The 14,620-nt window shown below is 51.9% G+C and carries 18 protein-coding genes and 1 tRNA gene; 7 read left to right on the plus strand and 12 right to left on the minus strand.

The window, feature by feature from the left end; all coding sequences use genetic code 11:
- The first annotated feature begins 51 nt into the window (after positions 1–51).
- From LQZ19_RS18025 to LQZ19_RS18045, 5 genes are all read left to right on the plus strand, one after another.
- Positions 52–354: a hypothetical protein gene (locus LQZ19_RS18025; RefSeq protein ID WP_411049080.1), complete on the plus strand. Its 303-nt coding sequence runs from the start codon at positions 52–54 to the stop codon at positions 352–354.
- A 300-nt stretch (positions 355–654) separates the two neighbouring features.
- The gene (locus tag LQZ19_RS18030) at positions 655–945 is read left to right on the plus strand and encodes a type II toxin-antitoxin system RelB/DinJ family antitoxin (RefSeq protein ID WP_411049081.1); all 291 of its coding nucleotides are present in this window, start codon (positions 655–657) and stop codon (positions 943–945) included.
- Complete coding sequence (locus LQZ19_RS18035; RefSeq protein WP_411049082.1) at positions 938–1,204, plus strand: Txe/YoeB family addiction module toxin; 267 nt, start codon at positions 938–940, stop codon at positions 1,202–1,204. Before LQZ19_RS18030 ends, LQZ19_RS18035 begins: the two co-directional genes overlap by 8 nt.
- Positions 1,205–1,376: 172 nt before the next feature.
- A complete protein-coding gene (locus tag LQZ19_RS18040; RefSeq protein WP_411049083.1) occupies positions 1,377–1,559 on the plus strand; it encodes a hypothetical protein in 183 nt (60 codons plus the stop codon).
- A 28-nt stretch (positions 1,560–1,587) separates the two neighbouring features.
- Complete coding sequence (locus tag LQZ19_RS18045; protein ID WP_411049084.1) at positions 1,588–2,244, plus strand: DUF4143 domain-containing protein; 657 nt, start codon at positions 1,588–1,590, stop codon at positions 2,242–2,244.
- 27 nt (positions 2,245–2,271) lie between these two features.
- On the opposite strand, the gene LQZ19_RS18050 is transcribed toward LQZ19_RS18045, so the two are convergent.
- Complete coding sequence (locus LQZ19_RS18050; protein WP_411049085.1) at positions 2,272–2,412, minus strand: hypothetical protein; 141 nt, start codon at positions 2,410–2,412, stop codon at positions 2,272–2,274.
- Positions 2,413–2,569: 157 nt separating this feature from the next.
- Here LQZ19_RS18050 and LQZ19_RS18055 point away from each other — a divergent pair, with 157 nt between their 5' ends.
- Positions 2,570–2,839 carry a hypothetical protein gene (locus LQZ19_RS18055; RefSeq protein WP_411049086.1) on the plus strand — a complete coding sequence of 90 codons (270 nt, stop codon included), beginning with the start codon at positions 2,570–2,572 and terminating at the stop codon, positions 2,837–2,839.
- Here LQZ19_RS18055 and LQZ19_RS18060 read toward each other — a convergent pair.
- Positions 2,805–3,677, minus strand: coding sequence for a TatD family hydrolase (locus LQZ19_RS18060; protein WP_411049087.1), 873 nt, complete (start codon positions 3,675–3,677; stop codon positions 2,805–2,807). The genes LQZ19_RS18055 and LQZ19_RS18060 overlap by 35 nt on opposite strands.
- 55 nt (positions 3,678–3,732) lie before the next feature.
- Here LQZ19_RS18060 and LQZ19_RS18065 point away from each other — a divergent pair.
- Positions 3,733–3,815 (plus strand) — tRNA-Leu (locus LQZ19_RS18065).
- 31 nt (positions 3,816–3,846) lie between these two features.
- On the opposite strand, the gene LQZ19_RS18070 is transcribed toward LQZ19_RS18065, so the two are convergent.
- From LQZ19_RS18070 to iolG, 10 genes are all read right to left on the minus strand, one after another.
- Positions 3,847–4,389, minus strand: a complete 543-nt coding sequence (locus LQZ19_RS18070) for a DUF2284 domain-containing protein (protein WP_411049088.1) — start codon at positions 4,387–4,389, stop codon at positions 3,847–3,849.
- A 102-nt stretch (positions 4,390–4,491) separates the two neighbouring features.
- The gene (locus LQZ19_RS18075; protein ID WP_411049089.1) at positions 4,492–5,124 is read right to left on the minus strand and encodes a corrinoid protein; all 633 of its coding nucleotides are present in this window, start codon (positions 5,122–5,124) and stop codon (positions 4,492–4,494) included.
- Positions 5,125–5,170: 46 nt separating this feature from the next.
- Entirely contained in the window at positions 5,171–5,977 is an 807-nt protein-coding gene (locus tag LQZ19_RS18080; protein ID WP_411049090.1) for a methyltetrahydrofolate cobalamin methyltransferase, read from the minus strand.
- Between the two features lie 124 nt (positions 5,978–6,101).
- Entirely contained in the window at positions 6,102–7,421 is a 1,320-nt protein-coding gene (locus LQZ19_RS18085) for a nickel-dependent lactate racemase family protein (protein WP_411049091.1), read from the minus strand.
- Positions 7,422–7,476: 55 nt separating this feature from the next.
- Complete coding sequence (locus tag LQZ19_RS18090) at positions 7,477–8,505, minus strand: type II glyceraldehyde-3-phosphate dehydrogenase (protein ID WP_411049092.1); 1,029 nt, start codon at positions 8,503–8,505, stop codon at positions 7,477–7,479.
- A gap of 66 nt (positions 8,506–8,571) precedes the next feature.
- A complete protein-coding gene (locus tag LQZ19_RS18095) occupies positions 8,572–9,831 on the minus strand; it encodes a phosphoglycerate kinase (protein ID WP_411049093.1) in 1,260 nt (419 codons plus the stop codon).
- A gap of 3 nt (positions 9,832–9,834) precedes the next feature.
- A complete protein-coding gene (gene iolE / locus LQZ19_RS18100) occupies positions 9,835–10,788 on the minus strand; it encodes a myo-inosose-2 dehydratase (RefSeq protein WP_411049094.1) in 954 nt (317 codons plus the stop codon).
- Between the two features lie 10 nt (positions 10,789–10,798).
- Positions 10,799–12,679: a 3D-(3,5/4)-trihydroxycyclohexane-1,2-dione acylhydrolase (decyclizing) gene (gene iolD, locus LQZ19_RS18105; protein WP_411049095.1), complete on the minus strand. Its 1,881-nt coding sequence runs from the start codon at positions 12,677–12,679 to the stop codon at positions 10,799–10,801.
- A gap of 25 nt (positions 12,680–12,704) precedes the next feature.
- Positions 12,705–13,514, minus strand: coding sequence for a 5-deoxy-glucuronate isomerase (locus LQZ19_RS18110; RefSeq protein WP_411049096.1), 810 nt, complete (start codon positions 13,512–13,514; stop codon positions 12,705–12,707).
- Between the two features lie 24 nt (positions 13,515–13,538).
- Positions 13,539–14,564 carry an inositol 2-dehydrogenase gene (gene iolG / locus LQZ19_RS18115; RefSeq protein WP_411049097.1) on the minus strand — a complete coding sequence of 342 codons (1,026 nt, stop codon included), beginning with the start codon at positions 14,562–14,564 and terminating at the stop codon, positions 13,539–13,541.
- Positions 14,565–14,620: the final 56 nt, after the last annotated feature.

Below are 14,620 nucleotides of genomic sequence, written 5' to 3' on the forward strand. Positions count from 1 at the left end.
GATAGATACGGTTTTTCAAAATGCTGGGACTATAACGTATCCCCGGAGGATATGCTGGCGGTGGTGGAGGGTAAACTTGAAAGCGCCGCCGGATTTGACCAGGATCGTATATTTTTGCGCTGCCTTGGCTGGGCGCCGTGGTACCGGATTATTGCGCTTTGGGGGGTGGATAAAGTCAAAGCGCTTTATACCCCAAAAATTACCCGGGCTCTTTTTCCCCGGGAACTGAGGATTCATTATGATTTTGCCCTCGCAGTTTTACGAAGAGAACCTGTATCCACTTCAGAATGGGGTTCTGAATATCATAAGCAGCTGCAAAACGCATTTTTATCTAACCGGTGGTACCGCCCTTAGCAGAGCCGGAAATTGCCCTGCACGAATCCATCAACTGGCCGGAAATAATCCGCGAAGCCAGGGAAAAGTAAGGGGGCGTTGATACTCCCATAATAGGTGAAATTCTTAGGGGCATACCGCAAAGCGAATTTGACAGCGTTATCTGGACGAAAAAACCTGAATGGGCGGTTTTTTGCACCGATATCGAAAAAATAGTACTGGATATGATGAGTGGGTAGTTGGGCCATATCTTGCATTTGTAAAGAGTTGTGTTGACAATTACGGAATAATTGCGTACAATGTGTTGTAGAAGGTAAGTATATGGCTAATATAAACATACGTGTTGATGACGAGCTGAAAAAGCAGGCCGAAAGTATTTTTTCAGAGTTGGGCTTAAGTATGTCCGCCGCCACAACCGTTTTTTACAAACAGGTGGTTCGCTATGGCGGTATTCCCTTTGAGCTGCGGGTGAATGATCCATTTTACTCCGCCGAAAATCAGGCGCATCTGCAAAAAACTGTTGACAATTATTATTCGGGGAAAAGTAAGCCCATTGTAAAGACCCTGGAAGAATTAGAGGCTATGGCGGCGAACCTTCAGTCCGATGATTAGTCTGTCCTTTTTACCGGAAGCCTGGGAAGATTATATTTTCTGGCAGGGACAGGACAAAAAAACAGTAAATAAAATCAATCGTCTGTTACAGGATATTTCCCGAAACGGTTATTCGGGTATTGGTAAACCGGAGCCGTTAAAAGGAAATATGTCGGGCTGGTGGAGCCGGCGGATAGATGATACGAACCGGCTTGTTTATCGCATTGAGGGTAGTCAGGCGATTATTTCTCAATGCCGGTCTCATTATGGCAAGAAATAAATACATGGCAATACACGAAATTGACCTGCGGGTAAATCCATAGTATACTACAGCAGTTGCAACAGCTTCAAACAAATCTATTCCTGTATTCTTGACAATCCGGAAAATGCACGTTAAAATTCCGGTAAAGTGCACATTGAAAAATGAGGAATTTGCACTTTAAGGAGATTCCGTGGCATTGACCGAAAAAGGGTATAGATCCCGGCTCATTGACCCTAAAATAGCGGATTTACTGGCGGAATTCGGCGCCGTCTCGATTGATGGTCCCAAATGGTGCGGTAAAACCTGGACTGCCCTGAATCATGGCAACAGTGTGTTTTTTCTGAGCGATCCGGCGGGAAATTTCCGGCATTGATGGAATTCGCCGCAACTCATCCAAAGTTATGGCCGTCCTGCGCTCCCTGGCTCGTAATAACGCCACCCTGGTCAGTAATAGAACGCTGCAAAGGGACATTGATACAGATGACTGCGGTTCCCCTTTTGATGACATCAACATTAGTCGTAATACTGTTTCTCTCTATTTGACTTTACTAAAAAACCTTTATGTGCTGGAAGAAATACCCGGATGGGCGCCAGGCCTCCGTTCATCAAAGCGGCTGCGGGTAAGCCCCAAACGTCTTCTGACGGATCCGTCCCTTGCCGCAGCCGCCATTGATGCGACACCGGAGAAACTCAAAAAAGATTTGAACACCCTGGGTTTTCTATTTGAAGGACTATGCCTGAGGGATATTCTGATATATGCGGAATCGGCGGGAGCTTCGGTATACCATTATCGGGATGAGTCAAATCTTGAAGCGGATGTGATTCTGGAACTTGCGGACGGCCAATGGGCTGCTCTGGAAATCAAACTGGGGGCCAATCAAACCGATATGGCCGCAGCAAACCTGTTAAAACTCAATGCCAAAATGATAAAAAACGGTGAACCGACCGCCGCATTTTTAGCGGTTATAAACGGATTGGGCGGATTCTCCTGCCGCAGGGATGATGGGGTTTATGTGGCGCCTATAGATTGCCTTGGGCCGGGTTTTGCCAAGGACTAACAAACCTCCTACCTTATCTGATTCTCTTTACAAAACCTGCCAGGTACAGGAAAACCGGGATAGTTTTTTCCCATCGGTCACTATTTTGATGGTATAGACGTAATTGCCTTGATATTTTGCTTTCCAATTATTGGGTGAAGTTTCCTTTAAATCAATAATATCGCTCATCCGCCGTACTTACCGCCATACGGCTATTCTGCATCGGATTGTAGGAAAGTCAAGACGGTGAATTGCCGAATAAAACTCCATATTCTCATCGAAAAATACAATACGGAATATTTTTTCCCGGTGATACTTAGCTAGCACTAAATAGCGAGGGTAAAAAATGGTAAAGGGATCGTGGATAATTAATGTTGATGCCATGCGGTGTAAAAATTGGATTAACGGTATTGAGGTGGTTTTTCGCCTGGATGAAAAAGGGCGGCCGCTGGGGAAAATCATGCCTCTGCCCAACGGTTTAAGCGAAAGGATTCCCCGGGTACAGGATCGGATGATCTATGTATGCCGTATGTGGCAAAGGGCAACTCTCGTTTTTTACAGGGTTTACTACCGGCAGTTGTTTAGGGAACAGTGGATGGGGGAAAGGCAAGCCTAAAGAGGTTTTCCGCATTTTCTGCGATCCGCTCCCCCAGGGCTTTCTGGCTGATACCCCGCAGTTCCGCTGCCAGGGTATAGTTTTCCGCCACCATCCCGGGGTTCGCCGGTTTGCCGCGATGGGGAACCGGCGCCAGGAAGGGCGAGTCGGTTTCCAGGAGCAGCCGGTCCTGGGGCACGAAGGGCAGGGCTTCCCGCAGATTAGGGGCGTTTTTATAGGTCAGGTTTCCCGCAAAAGAAATATAATACCCCAGGTCCAGAAAGCTCCGGGCTTCATCCTTTCCGTAGGAAAAACAGTGTATCACCCCCCGGACCTCCGGATGCCCGGCCAGGATTGCCGCCGTTTCTCCCGGCGCATCCCGGGAATGGATGATGATGGGCAGCTTTAGCCTGCCTGCCAGATCCAGCAGCATCTCCAGCAGTTCCGCTTCCCCGGCTTTGTCCAACTCCGTTCCCGGCGGCAGTTCCTGGTGATGATCCAGCCCGCATTCACCCACCGCCACTACCAAACCCGGCGGGGCTGCGGCGATATGGGCTTCCAACTGGGACGCCCGTTCCCGGCGGCCGGCGATGTTTTCAGGATCCGGCCAGAGCCCTGCACTGAACCGGACCCGCTCGAACCGGGAAAAGGCGGCGATCCGTCCCGGCAGGTCCTCCGCCTGGGTGCCTATATCGATGATTCCCCCGAAACCAGAGGCAAAAAGCTCGTTTATCCGGGTTTCCGTGCTTGGAAACGTCGGCGGAATTCCCCGTTGGGCGGAAAACCGGGCATCGTATTCATCCAGCATGGAAAGGTGGGCGTGGGTATCAATTAAAATGGGCGTTTCTTGGTTGATCATACTTATTGACCATACCGGATACCCTTGGTACTATGCAATAGTAAGTTGATTTTTTGCCGGGGTGGTGGAATGGTAGACACCGGAGACTTAAAATCTCCTGGGCGCAAGCCCGTACGGGTTCAACTCCCGTTCCCGGCATATTTGTAATTCTTTGTGGACCCATATAAAACTACTCCAGGAGAACACAGCCGGTATAGGTTAAGGTATTGGGTCCGTAATAATAGGGCAGATTATTGTCCTTGCAAACATCGCTGACCACTAAACCAAAGGCTTCCATGGAGGAAACCATCTTTTGGGGGAAACGGCAGGGATTATCCGGCCAAGTACACTTTTCACACCGTTTGCAGCCCCCGGCGCCGAGTATTACACAGCCGGGATAGAGTTTCCGCACTTTATCTGTAAAGTTCTCAAGATGCTTCCTATGTTCCTCGGAGGTTAACTCCATGGACTCATAATCAAAAGAGTCTTCCAAAACACCGGTGGTTTGCAAGAGAACACCCCGTTTAAATTTATGCATGGTCGAATCACATTCGGCAAGGGTCCCGCAGGCGGGTGGACAGGCCCAGTTTGCATCATAGGCCTTGCATTTATTCGCCGCACAGGCATCGCGTACCTCCTCGCGCACCCGTATGACATCCACATCCAGCAAACCGGCATGGGTAAATCCGCAATCCAAAGCTAAGTCTTTAATCCCTTCAATCGTTTCCGCCATACACGCCTCACTCTAAAACGTAAAAAAAGAGCCACGAATTAACACGGATGAGGATTTCATTTTTTCGTGATCCGTGACCCTCTTAACTTGGACTAAGCGAAATTAGCTGGCCAGTTTTTTCGCAAGCACCGCAGCGCTGGCGGCATCGGTGGTGTACCCATCGGCGCCGACCTGCTTGGCAAAGTCTTCGGTGATCGGTGCGCCGCCTACGATGAGCTTAAAGCCCGCCAAACCGCTGGCCTTAATCGCCGCGGCGGTTTCCTTCATAGAAGGCATGGTGGTGGTCAGGAGGCAGGACAGGGCCACAACCTTGGTATCCGGATTGGTTTTGATGGCGCTTACAAAGGTGTCGGTAGCCACATCAACCCCCAGATCGATCACCTCAAACCCGGCGCTTTCGATCATCAGAGCTACCAGGTTCTTGCCGATGTCGTGCAGATCCCCGTGTACGGTACCGATGATGCATTTCCCCAGGCGGGTGGTGTCCCCCGCCGCCAACTTCGGTTTTAATACCTCTACGCCCTTCTTCATAGTCCGGGCAGCAACCAGCATTTCGGGAACGAAGATTTCCGATTTCTGGAATTTCTCCCCAACGTTACCCATGGCTTTAATCATCCCCTCGTTGAGGATTTTTATCGGTTCAATCCCTTCTCCCAGAGCTTCCGTTACCAACCCTTCAATAAGCTTTGACTTTCCTGTTTCAACCGCCTGAGCTATTTCATCAATTTTAGACATACCGTAACTCCTCTTTACAATCTATATATATCCGCATCTGCGAATATTACTGTTTAACCTCTCCAAAGAGACCATTCCGGAAGGCGCCGATATACTCCATACACAGTTCATCCTGGCCGAGCAGGGCTTCCGCCGCATAGATCAGACCCATCATATCCTTGTTCAGGGGGTCGATGATAGCGCTGTCCATGCCGGCGTTCATTGCCAGGATGATAAAGGCCCGGTTGATGAACTTCCGCATGGGCAGATTAAAAGAAATATTACTTGCCCCGCCGGTCAGGTGAATCGTGGGGTACTGCGCCTTAACCTTTTGCATCGTTTCGGTAACCTTGGCGATGCCGTCTTCGGAGGTACAGATCATTTCGATGAGCGGATCGATGTGCAGCCGGTTGGGAGACAACTTGTACTGCTCCGCCTTTTTCATCAGATTACCGAAAACCCGCAGCCGATCCGCCGCCGACTTGGGTATCCCCGTATCGTCGCTTAACAGGCACACGCATTCCCACTTACTGTCCGCAATGAGCGGGAATATGGTATCCACCTTATCCCCTTCCATGGACACCGAATTGATCAAGCCCGGCTTTTTACACAGGGGAATCGCCTGGGCAATGATCTTTGCACTGGGGCTATCAATGGAGATTGGGACATCGGTTACGGACTGTACCAGATCGAAAAGCCACTTAAGGGTATCAAGCTCCTCGGTTTCCGGTACCGAAGCGCATACGTCGATGAAGCTTGCCCCGGCATCCGCCTGTTTTTTCGCCAGATCGCGGATATGGGCTTCGTTCTTTTCCGCAATTGCCTTTGCCATTGACGGAATTGAACCATTGATCTTTTCACCTATTAAAATCATTACATTCTCTCCTTATATTTAATTTATCCTAATTGTCATATAATTTTCACATATATGCTATTCATACCAAGGATTTTCTTGTAAGAGCAAAAGTACTTTTGTGCAATGAAAGAAGACATAAGCCTCAGTCCTTTGATTCCGGCACGGTAACACAGCCGTCGGGTAGTATAAGTATTTTTGGGACAGCGATACCTTGAGATTGGGCCTTTCCCAGAGCCTCATCCAGGGCCGCTTGGGGAGAAGCGGCGCTCTCGATGAACATACTCTTTAGCCGTTCTGCGGGAAGTTCCGTCACAGCTTTTATCGTAGCCCGATCGGATACGGCGGCCATCTTGGCGGCCTTATGGTACCCCAGCTTGTATCCCTCGCGGATACGCCGGAGAGCATCCGCCGGACTGGAAGCGGAGGCCAGCAGTTTGGCGTAGGCCTCATCCCCAATGCCGTCCCTGCAACTGGAAACCAGGATCAGGGTTCCCCCATCCTTCAGCGCTACTGCGCCATTATCAATAGCCTTCTGGGATTGGTAGAGGTCGATGTCCATGGGAAATTTTGCCACCGATACTACGATATCCGCTTTTGCGGGAACGATCACGCAAAAGATCTTCCGGGCAATTTCAACGGCGGCGTAAAAAGAAGCCATCAGATCCCCGGTTGTAGCGGCGGCTACCCGTTGCTCCTTATCAAGAATAGTCATGAGGGAGAATACCGGCGCTTTGATCAGAGGCAGGGCGTCCATCATATCCTCGTGGACCGGGTTCCCCTCCAGGGCCAGGGAATGGGCTGCGCCGGAGAGGGCCTGTTTGTGGTTCGCCTGGATGGTCTTATAAGCGGCAATCCCCGGGAGAAATGCCTTGCGGCCTCCGGTAAAGCCCGCGAAGTAATGGGGTTCTACGCTGCCGGTGGCGATTATTCGGTCCGCTTCAAAGAGCCGTTTGTTGAGCAGTATTGGTGTGCCATTCCTGGTGGTTCCCAAATCCACCATATCGTCATCCTTCCGGGCATCGTGGTGAACGCAACGGTTCCGCAGTTTATCGTAGAACACCCCCAGGATTTGCCGGTACTCATCTTCCGTGGGTCCCCGGTGTGCCCCGGTGGCCACGATGAAGGTTAAATTTTCTATTTGGATACCGGTTTTCTCAAAGACCGGCAGGAGGTCCTTGAGGATTATCTCTGTGGGGGTTGGCCGGGTAGCGTCGTTGATAATAATGAGAACCCGTGTGCCGCCGCGGAGAAAATCTTCAAGACCCTGCCCCTGTTCCGCATTAGCCTGGGGACCATCCTTAGTAAAACTATTTGGTCCATAGGGTTTTTTTAAGGCTTCCCCCAGAATTTGTTCCATAGTTCCGGCGGCCTTGAATTCATTCGGTTCCGCCACAACCAGGAGGTTTTCGTCGGGAAATTCCAGGGGGAAGGTTTTTTTTAGATAGGGGATTTCGATTTTCATAAGGTCCTCTGACCGGAAGGAATGGGGCTATACCCCACGCCTTCCGGATTTGTCATCATTTTTTCCACTTCCCTAAGCCAAGGTATTTGTTGGTTTCAGCAGTACCTGTGGCCGAATCGTTCTGCATTCTCATACTGGCACGGATACCGTCCATGGTTTCCGGAATGGTTACCGATTCCTGGGGGATGTTGATGGCGTACATGATATTGTCACCGCTTTCAACGATACTGTCTTCCCACAGGCCGATCTCGTACATATCACCCCGGGGGTTCCCAAGGTCACGGGCATAACGGAAGAATGAGGCATTTCCCAGGAAACCGTCGTCAATGTTCACCACCCGGATACGGTTGTGGGTCTTAAAAGCTTCCAGGGCCTGTTCTTTAGTAATCTTACCTTTCTTTGCGTGGGCAACCACCGTAATGATGTGGCCGTGGGTAACCGGAGTATGGACCAGAATGCCCGTCGCATCGATATGGGGCATGATGGTCATCAGGTCCAGAGCCTGGTGGGAGGGAGCCTTGTCCATCTGCAGGGCGTTGGTTAAGCCGCGATGATAGTCTCCGGGATCAGCCACACGGCGGATGATGGTGATCGCCACCCGGTCGATACCGTATTTACGGTCCAGACAGTCCACCGATCGGATGAGCCCCGTGGTATTACAACTGGTCAGCTTCAGGTAATTTACCCCAAGCCCTTTTTCGTAGTTAGCGTAACCGTGGAAAAACACATCCGCCACGGAGTTTTTCTCGCCGCCCTGGAAGATAGCTTTAACTCCGGCCTTGGCGTAGAGTTCCTTGTTTTTGGCCCCCACACCGCCGGGGGAGGAATCCAGCATGATATCAACCTTACCGATCAGATCCTGGAAGCTGCCCTTGTAGGGGATTCCCGCGGCGTCAAACTTGGATTTGTCCGCCCCATCGACCAGGTACAGGTCATAGGTCATACCCTTTTCACAGAGGGCCTTAATGGAAAGGGTGGGGGCTAAATCTGCGATGCCCACCAGTTCCATGTCCTTCTGCAGCGCCACGCCGTCCGCTAAACGCTGCCCGATTACTCCGTATCCCGCCACTCCGACTTTTACCATTTTCTTTCTCCTCTTATAGTTTTTTAAGCAATTAATGAATATCCCCGCCTTCCTTCAAAGGCGGAATTATTTTACCTTTTCTTTCAGCTTTGAACCATGCCGCAGCGCTTTTACCACCGGTAATTCTTCCCCGGTTAAGAAGCGGATCAACGCACCCCCGCCGGTACAGATGTAATCAATATCCCCGGTTTTACCGTATTTTTTTGTCGCAGTAATACTATCGCCGCCTCCAATAACCGTATAGGCTGGGGTATCACCCAGTGCGTCCCATACCAGACGAGTCCCCAGCTCGGTGGCGGTTTCTTCAAAAACCCCCATGGGTCCGTTGACAAAAACGGTCTTGGCTTCCCTGATGGCCTCCTGATATTTTTTTGCGGTCGCTTCGCCAATATCCAGGATGAGTACCCCTGCGGGGATTTTTCCCAGCTCGTATTCCACCCGTTTCCCGTCCTTCACAGCGGCAAAGTCCGAGGGGGTTACAATCTTGTTCCGGTATTTTGCAAGCAGCTCCTTTGCGGTGTCCACTAAATTATCGTAGCCCTCTTTTTTGATGAAAGCCCTGGCCGGTTCCCCGATGTCTTTACCATCCGCCCAGAGGATTACTTCTCCTACCAGACCGCCGGTTAAAACTTTGTCCGCCGCTCCGCCCCCCAGGACGGCGCTCATCATCAGAAAAGCGTCGTTAATTTTGGCGCCCCCCAGGACAAATACGCTGGGTCGCTTTGGTTTTTCCATGAGACCGGAGATGACGCAGAATTCCTCTTCAAACAGGCGGCCCATGGCGCTGGGCAGGAGTTCTTCAAACCCGCATAGGCTGGGCTGGTCCCGGTGGGCTGCGGCAAAAGCATCGCAGACATAGAGGTCCCCCAAGGGAGCCAATTTTCGCACTAACAGTGTTTTTGCCTGTTCCTCATGGGAGAGGAGCAGTTTGGTTTCAAAGAGGGTCTGTTCCTCCGATACAAAACGGACATTATCCAGCAGGAGGATTTCCCCCGCATTGAGAGCCTTAATTGCCTCCCGGGCTGCGGGGCCGCAGACATCATCGATGAACTTTACTTCCTTACCAAGGAATTTGGACAGTACCTTTGCATGGGGCTCGGTGGTGTAAAAGTTTTTATACTCAATATCACTTCCCTGATGGGCCAGGAGCACCAGCTTGGCGCCCTTCTCGCTCAATTCTTTCAGGGTAGGGATACAGGCTTCTATCCTGGTGGTATCCTTTAGGGTTCCCGTGACCCGATTCACCGGCTGATTAATATCGATACGGCAGAGAACCGTTTTATCCTTTACGTCAAAATCATCCAGGGTGTTTATTCCGAATCTCATTGATTAAACTCCACCGGTTTTTTTGATATAGGCCCGGGCTTTAATAGCGTACTCCAGAGGGTTAGCCTTGGCGGGGTCCTGTTCGGCTTCCACCACCCACCACCCTTTGTACTTTGCTTTTTTTAGGGTGTTGAAGATGGGCTTAAAGTCTATGCTTCCGTCGCCGGGCACCGTAAAGACTCCGGACTTAACCGCATGGAGGAAGGACCATTTTTTCGCAATCGCTGTTTCCCGAATGGCCGGACGCATATCCTTAAGGTGTACATGGCCAATCCGCTTTATCCATTTTTTCAATACCGCCATATGATCCTCCCCGGAGAAAACCAGATGTCCCGTATCGTAGAGGAGACTCAGTAATTTAGGATCGGTGTTTTCCATAAGCCGGTCAATTTCAGCGGCGGTCTGCACACCGGTCCCCATATGATGATGGAAGGTCAGCTTCATTTTCTTTTCTGCCGCCCGTTTACCCAGCTTGTTCAGTCCCTCGGTGAGCCGCTTCCATTCATCGCCGGTAAAAACCGGTTTGTTGTCGAAGATAGGCTCTTCCTTGCCCTGAATGGAGTGACCCTGTTCAGAAGCCCCTATAACCCGGGCCCCCACGGCATAAAGAAAATCCCGGTGCTTGATGAATTCCGCTTCCACTTCTTCGTAGGGCTTCGTGGTCAGGAAAGAACTGAACCATGCGTTACAAATGGTGAGTCCCCGCAGTTTTAGTTTTTGGTTGAGAATGTCCGGATCCTTGGGGTACTTGTTACCCACTTCACTCCCGGTAAATCCTGCCAAAGCCATTTCGCTGACGCACTGCTCAAAGGGAATATCCCCCCCCAGTTCGGGAAGGTCGTCATTGGTCCAGCCGATGGGGGCAATGGCCAGTTTGATAGTAGGCTTCGGTGTTGTCCTTATCGTTTTAGGATCGGCCTTTGCTTTCGTCTTAGCCGCTGTTTTTACTGTCGCCATAATACTGCTCCTAGAATTTTCTTGCCTTAGATACTTCTGCGGCCATATCCTTCGCTGCCTTTTCAACTTCAGGGTTGGTAGAAACCTGGGCGGTACCGACCCGCCACCAGGACTCATACCCGTGGGTCATGGTCTTAGCGCTGGTCTTAACATCGATAACCACCGATTTTTTGGACGCCAAAGCTTCTTTTACCGCCTTTTCCAGTTCCGCAGCTGTTCTGGCCCGCAGTCCCAGTGCGCCCCAACTTTCGCCGTTTTTGGCGTAGTCCACCTGCACGGAACTTCCTTCCAGAAGTCCGCTCGTCTCATTCCGTGTTTTCCATTCGTTCCCAAAATGGGCTATCCCCTGGCTATGCTGCAGGTTGTCTATACAGTGGAAGCCGGCGTTGTCCAGCACCACCACGATTATTTTTTTGCCCTCCTGAACAGCGGTTAGTAACTCTGTGTGGAGCATGGTATAGGCGCCGTCCCCAACCAGGGCGACCACTTCCTTTCCCGGGAAGGCGATTTTTACCCCCAGGGCGGCGGCGACTTCGTAGCCCATGCAGGAGAAGCCGTATTCCATGTGGTAGGTATCCTTTACCCGGGCGCGCCAGACCCGCTGCATATCCGAGGGGATGGACCCCGAACCGGACACGACGATGACATCCTTGGGGAGGAGCCGGTCGTTCAGTTCCCCTAATACCCTTGCCTGGGAAAGCAGGGGCGAACCGTCCGGAGCGGGATTGGCGTCTTCGCTGTAGAGCCGGTCAACCTCGGCCTTCCATTCGGCGCGGACTTCACTAATCCTGTCGCCCCAGCTTGATTTGTACCCGGGCGCTGCCTTGGTTAAGGCGTCCAGGGTAAGTTTTGCATCGGCAATGATAGGCTCGCCGTTCATCTTATAGGCGTCAAAGGGGGCAATGTTGACTCCGAGTATTTTCGCATCAGGGTTTTGGAAAAGCCATTTAGAGCAGGTGGTAAAGTCTCCCAACCGGGTTCCCACTGCAATGATCAGGTCCGCTTCCCGGGCTATCCGGTTTGCCGAAAGGGCGCCGGTGTTGCCGATCCCCGAAAGGTTGTAGGGGTTGTCCCAGAGGATGGTTCCTTTTCCCGCCTGGGTTTCCCCGAAGGGGATGTGGTAGGTCTCGCAGAATTTTTCCAGTTCCTTTCCCGCGTCGGAGAAGCGTACCCCGCCGCCGCAGATCACCAGGGGTTTTTTTGCGGCCTTCAGCATCGCTGCGGCCCTATCGATCTGGCCCTTGGTGGGTATGCGCCGTTCTATATGGTGGACCCGCTTGGCGAGGAATTCCTCGGGGTAATCGTAGGCTTCACCCTGCACGTCCTGGGGCAAGGAAACGGTTACCGCCCCGGTTTCCGCAGGGTCCGTGAGGACCCGGAAGGCGTTGATCATGGCGGTCATAAGCTGTTCCGGCCGCTGTACCCGGTCCCAGTAACGGCTTACCGCGCGGAAGGCATCGCTGGCGGTACTGGTATAATCGCTGGGGGTTTCAACCTGCTGGAGCACCGGATCGGGCTGGCGGCAGGCAAAGGCATCCCCCGGCAGAAACAGTACCGGTATGCGGTTCACCGTGGCGGTTCCTGCAGCGGGCACCATGTTCAGAGCGCCCGGGCCTATGGAACTGCACACCGCCATCATTTGCCGGCGGTTTTTTTGTTTGGCAAAGCCCATGGCTGCGTGACCCGCACCCTGTTCGTTTTTTGCCTGATAGAATTTTAGTTTGTTATCCTTTGAGGCCAGGGCTTCACCAAGGCCTACCACCACCCCGTGGCCGAATATACCGAACACACCGGCAACGAATTTAATTTCCTCACCGTCCGCTTCGATGTACTGGTTGTCCAGAAATCGCAGCAGCGCCTGTGCCATGGTAAGGCGTATCGTTTTCCCCATTCTATTCTCTCCTTACTACTTGTATTTATTTTTTCGGCTGCCAGATTTTGTCTTCCGGCCCCTGGACCCATTTGTGTTCTTCTATAAATATGGGCGTCTTGGTTGCAGGCCCGTAATGGGCGCCATCAATGTGACGTATCACCCAGAGATACCACATGGCATAACCCGGAGCGGTAACCTGGGGATGAACCTCCCCTTCCCGTATCAGGATGGTGTCTTTGTCCTTAATGATATAAGGCGTATCCCCGATTGCGGTAAGGCCGAATCCATTGCTGGGGAGGAAGCGGTAATGATAAATCTCCGGCTGGGGATGATGATGAGGCGGATAGCTGGACCACTTGCCCGGCACGCCGATAACTTCGCCGATGACCAGGTTGGACTCTGGCCGGTTGGTGTCGTCAAAGACGGTACGCACCACCCGTGTGGAGGTTTCCCGCATGGCGCCTTCTCCCCGGAATTCACTCTGGCATTCCTCAGGGGTGTAGAGCTTCGCCTTGATGGGCCGGGGGTTGTCCGTGGCGGTGTAGTAAAACTCCGCCCCCTCTTTCCCCGCAGTAATGGTAACTTCGTTTTTCGCCGGAACCGAAAGGCACCAGGGTGCATAATCGAAAAGGTTGGGCCTGGAGATTTCTTTTTCCCCGCCCTCCCAGGTTATTTTTGCGCTTCCCCGGGAGAGCAGCCAAACCCGTTCGTCCGTGGGGGAATTGCTCTTATAGGTATCCCCCGGGAGGAGGTTTATCACTCCAAAATCCATGAGCATATCTGCGGTCGCCCCGCTTCGGGGTGATAGGGGAGTGTAGCCCCGGTTAAATGGCGGTTTGTGCGGTATTTGCATCCTGTGCCTTCCTTATAAATACTATTATTGTGCCTTGATTTCTTCTATAGAAACAGGGCGTTTTTCCTTAACCGATTTAAACGCCGCCAGAGCAGCGTACATATTCGCCAGTCCGTCTTCGCCGGTTACGGCAATAGGTTTGTTGTTCTGTATGGAGTCGGTAAAGGAGATCATCTCGTCTACAAAGGCCTGCTTGTACCGTTCCAGGAAAAAGTAGAGCGGTTTTTCTGTGGACACGCTGGTTTCGTTGGACAGTTTTACCGTATTCGGCAGGTCGTTTTCGGCCTGGGCTGAACCCTTGGAACCAAAAACTTCCACCCGTTGGTCATACCCGTAGGCGGCCTTGCGGGAATTGTCGATAACCCCGATGACGCCGTTGGCGAATTTCAGGGTAACGATGGCGGTGTCCACGTCCCCGGCCTTACCGATTTCCGGATCAACCAGGACGGCGCCGGCGGCGTACACTTCGGTGATCTCGCTTCCTGCCTGGAACCGGGCCATATCGAAGTCGTGGATCATCATGTCCATGAATATTCCCCCGGAGACCTTTACATAAGCAATGGGCGGCGGCGCGGGGTCCCGGGATGTGATCTTAACCAGCTGGACATCGCCGATTGCGCCATCCTGGGTGTATTTCCGGATACGGGCAAAGTTGTGGTCGAACCGGCGGTTAAACCCGATCTGGAGCTTAACCCCCGCCTTTTTGGCCGCATCCAGGGCTGCCTTTACCTTGGTTACGGTCAAATCTATGGGTTTTTCGCAGAAGATATGCTTCCCCGCCTGGGCAGCGGCGATGGTAAGGTCCGCGTGGGTATCCGTGGAACTACACACGATAACCGCCTTTATTTCAGGGTCCTTCAATAAAACTGCGGGATCTTTTGAAATAATTCTGACTCCAAGTCCCTTTGCCAGCGCTTCCTGTTCCGCCGTCAGCATGATGTCCGCCAGCCCCTCCAGTTTTGCCTGGGGGATAAAACGGGCAATGTTGTCAATGTGGATTTTGCCAATCCGCCCGGCGCCGATAATTCCTATCTTTAATCTCTCTGCCACAATATTGCTCCTTGCTTTAGATAACCCTATTAGGTAGTATATGAAAACGTTATTAT

The organism is Treponema primitia (assembly GCF_046533075.1).
GTDB classification, from domain to species: domain Bacteria; phylum Spirochaetota; class Spirochaetia; order Treponematales; family Breznakiellaceae; genus Termitinema; species Termitinema primitia_B.

Bases quoted from the DNA above. Each gene is read 5' to 3' on its own strand.
- LQZ19_RS18025 (WP_411049080.1), top strand. From the start codon at position 52: ATGCTGGCGGTGGTGGAGGGTAAACTTGAAAGCGCCGCCGGATTTGAC.
- LQZ19_RS18030 (WP_411049081.1), top strand. From the start codon at position 655: ATGGCTAATATAAACATACGTGTTGATGACGAGCTGAAAAAGCAGGCC.
- LQZ19_RS18035 (WP_411049082.1), top strand. From the start codon at position 938: ATGATTAGTCTGTCCTTTTTACCGGAAGCCTGGGAAGATTATATTTTC.
- LQZ19_RS18045 (WP_411049084.1), top strand. From the start codon at position 1,588: ATGGCCGTCCTGCGCTCCCTGGCTCGTAATAACGCCACCCTGGTCAGT.
- LQZ19_RS18050 (WP_411049085.1), bottom strand. From the start codon at position 2,412: ATGAGCGATATTATTGATTTAAAGGAAACTTCACCCAATAATTGGAAA.
- LQZ19_RS18055 (WP_411049086.1), top strand. From the start codon at position 2,570: ATGGTAAAGGGATCGTGGATAATTAATGTTGATGCCATGCGGTGTAAA.
- LQZ19_RS18060 (WP_411049087.1), bottom strand. From the start codon at position 3,677: ATGATCAACCAAGAAACGCCCATTTTAATTGATACCCACGCCCACCTT.
- LQZ19_RS18070 (WP_411049088.1), bottom strand. From the start codon at position 4,389: ATGGCGGAAACGATTGAAGGGATTAAAGACTTAGCTTTGGATTGCGGA.
- LQZ19_RS18075 (WP_411049089.1), bottom strand. From the start codon at position 5,124: ATGTCTAAAATTGATGAAATAGCTCAGGCGGTTGAAACAGGAAAGTCA.
- LQZ19_RS18080 (WP_411049090.1), bottom strand. From the start codon at position 5,977: ATGATTTTAATAGGTGAAAAGATCAATGGTTCAATTCCGTCAATGGCA.
- LQZ19_RS18085 (WP_411049091.1), bottom strand. From the start codon at position 7,421: ATGAAAATCGAAATCCCCTATCTAAAAAAAACCTTCCCCCTGGAATTT.
- LQZ19_RS18090 (WP_411049092.1), bottom strand. From the start codon at position 8,505: ATGGTAAAAGTCGGAGTGGCGGGATACGGAGTAATCGGGCAGCGTTTA.
- LQZ19_RS18095 (WP_411049093.1), bottom strand. From the start codon at position 9,831: ATGAGATTCGGAATAAACACCCTGGATGATTTTGACGTAAAGGATAAA.
- iolE (WP_411049094.1), bottom strand. From the start codon at position 10,788: ATGGCGACAGTAAAAACAGCGGCTAAGACGAAAGCAAAGGCCGATCCT.
- iolD (WP_411049095.1), bottom strand. From the start codon at position 12,679: ATGGGGAAAACGATACGCCTTACCATGGCACAGGCGCTGCTGCGATTT.
- LQZ19_RS18110 (WP_411049096.1), bottom strand. From the start codon at position 13,514: ATGCAAATACCGCACAAACCGCCATTTAACCGGGGCTACACTCCCCTA.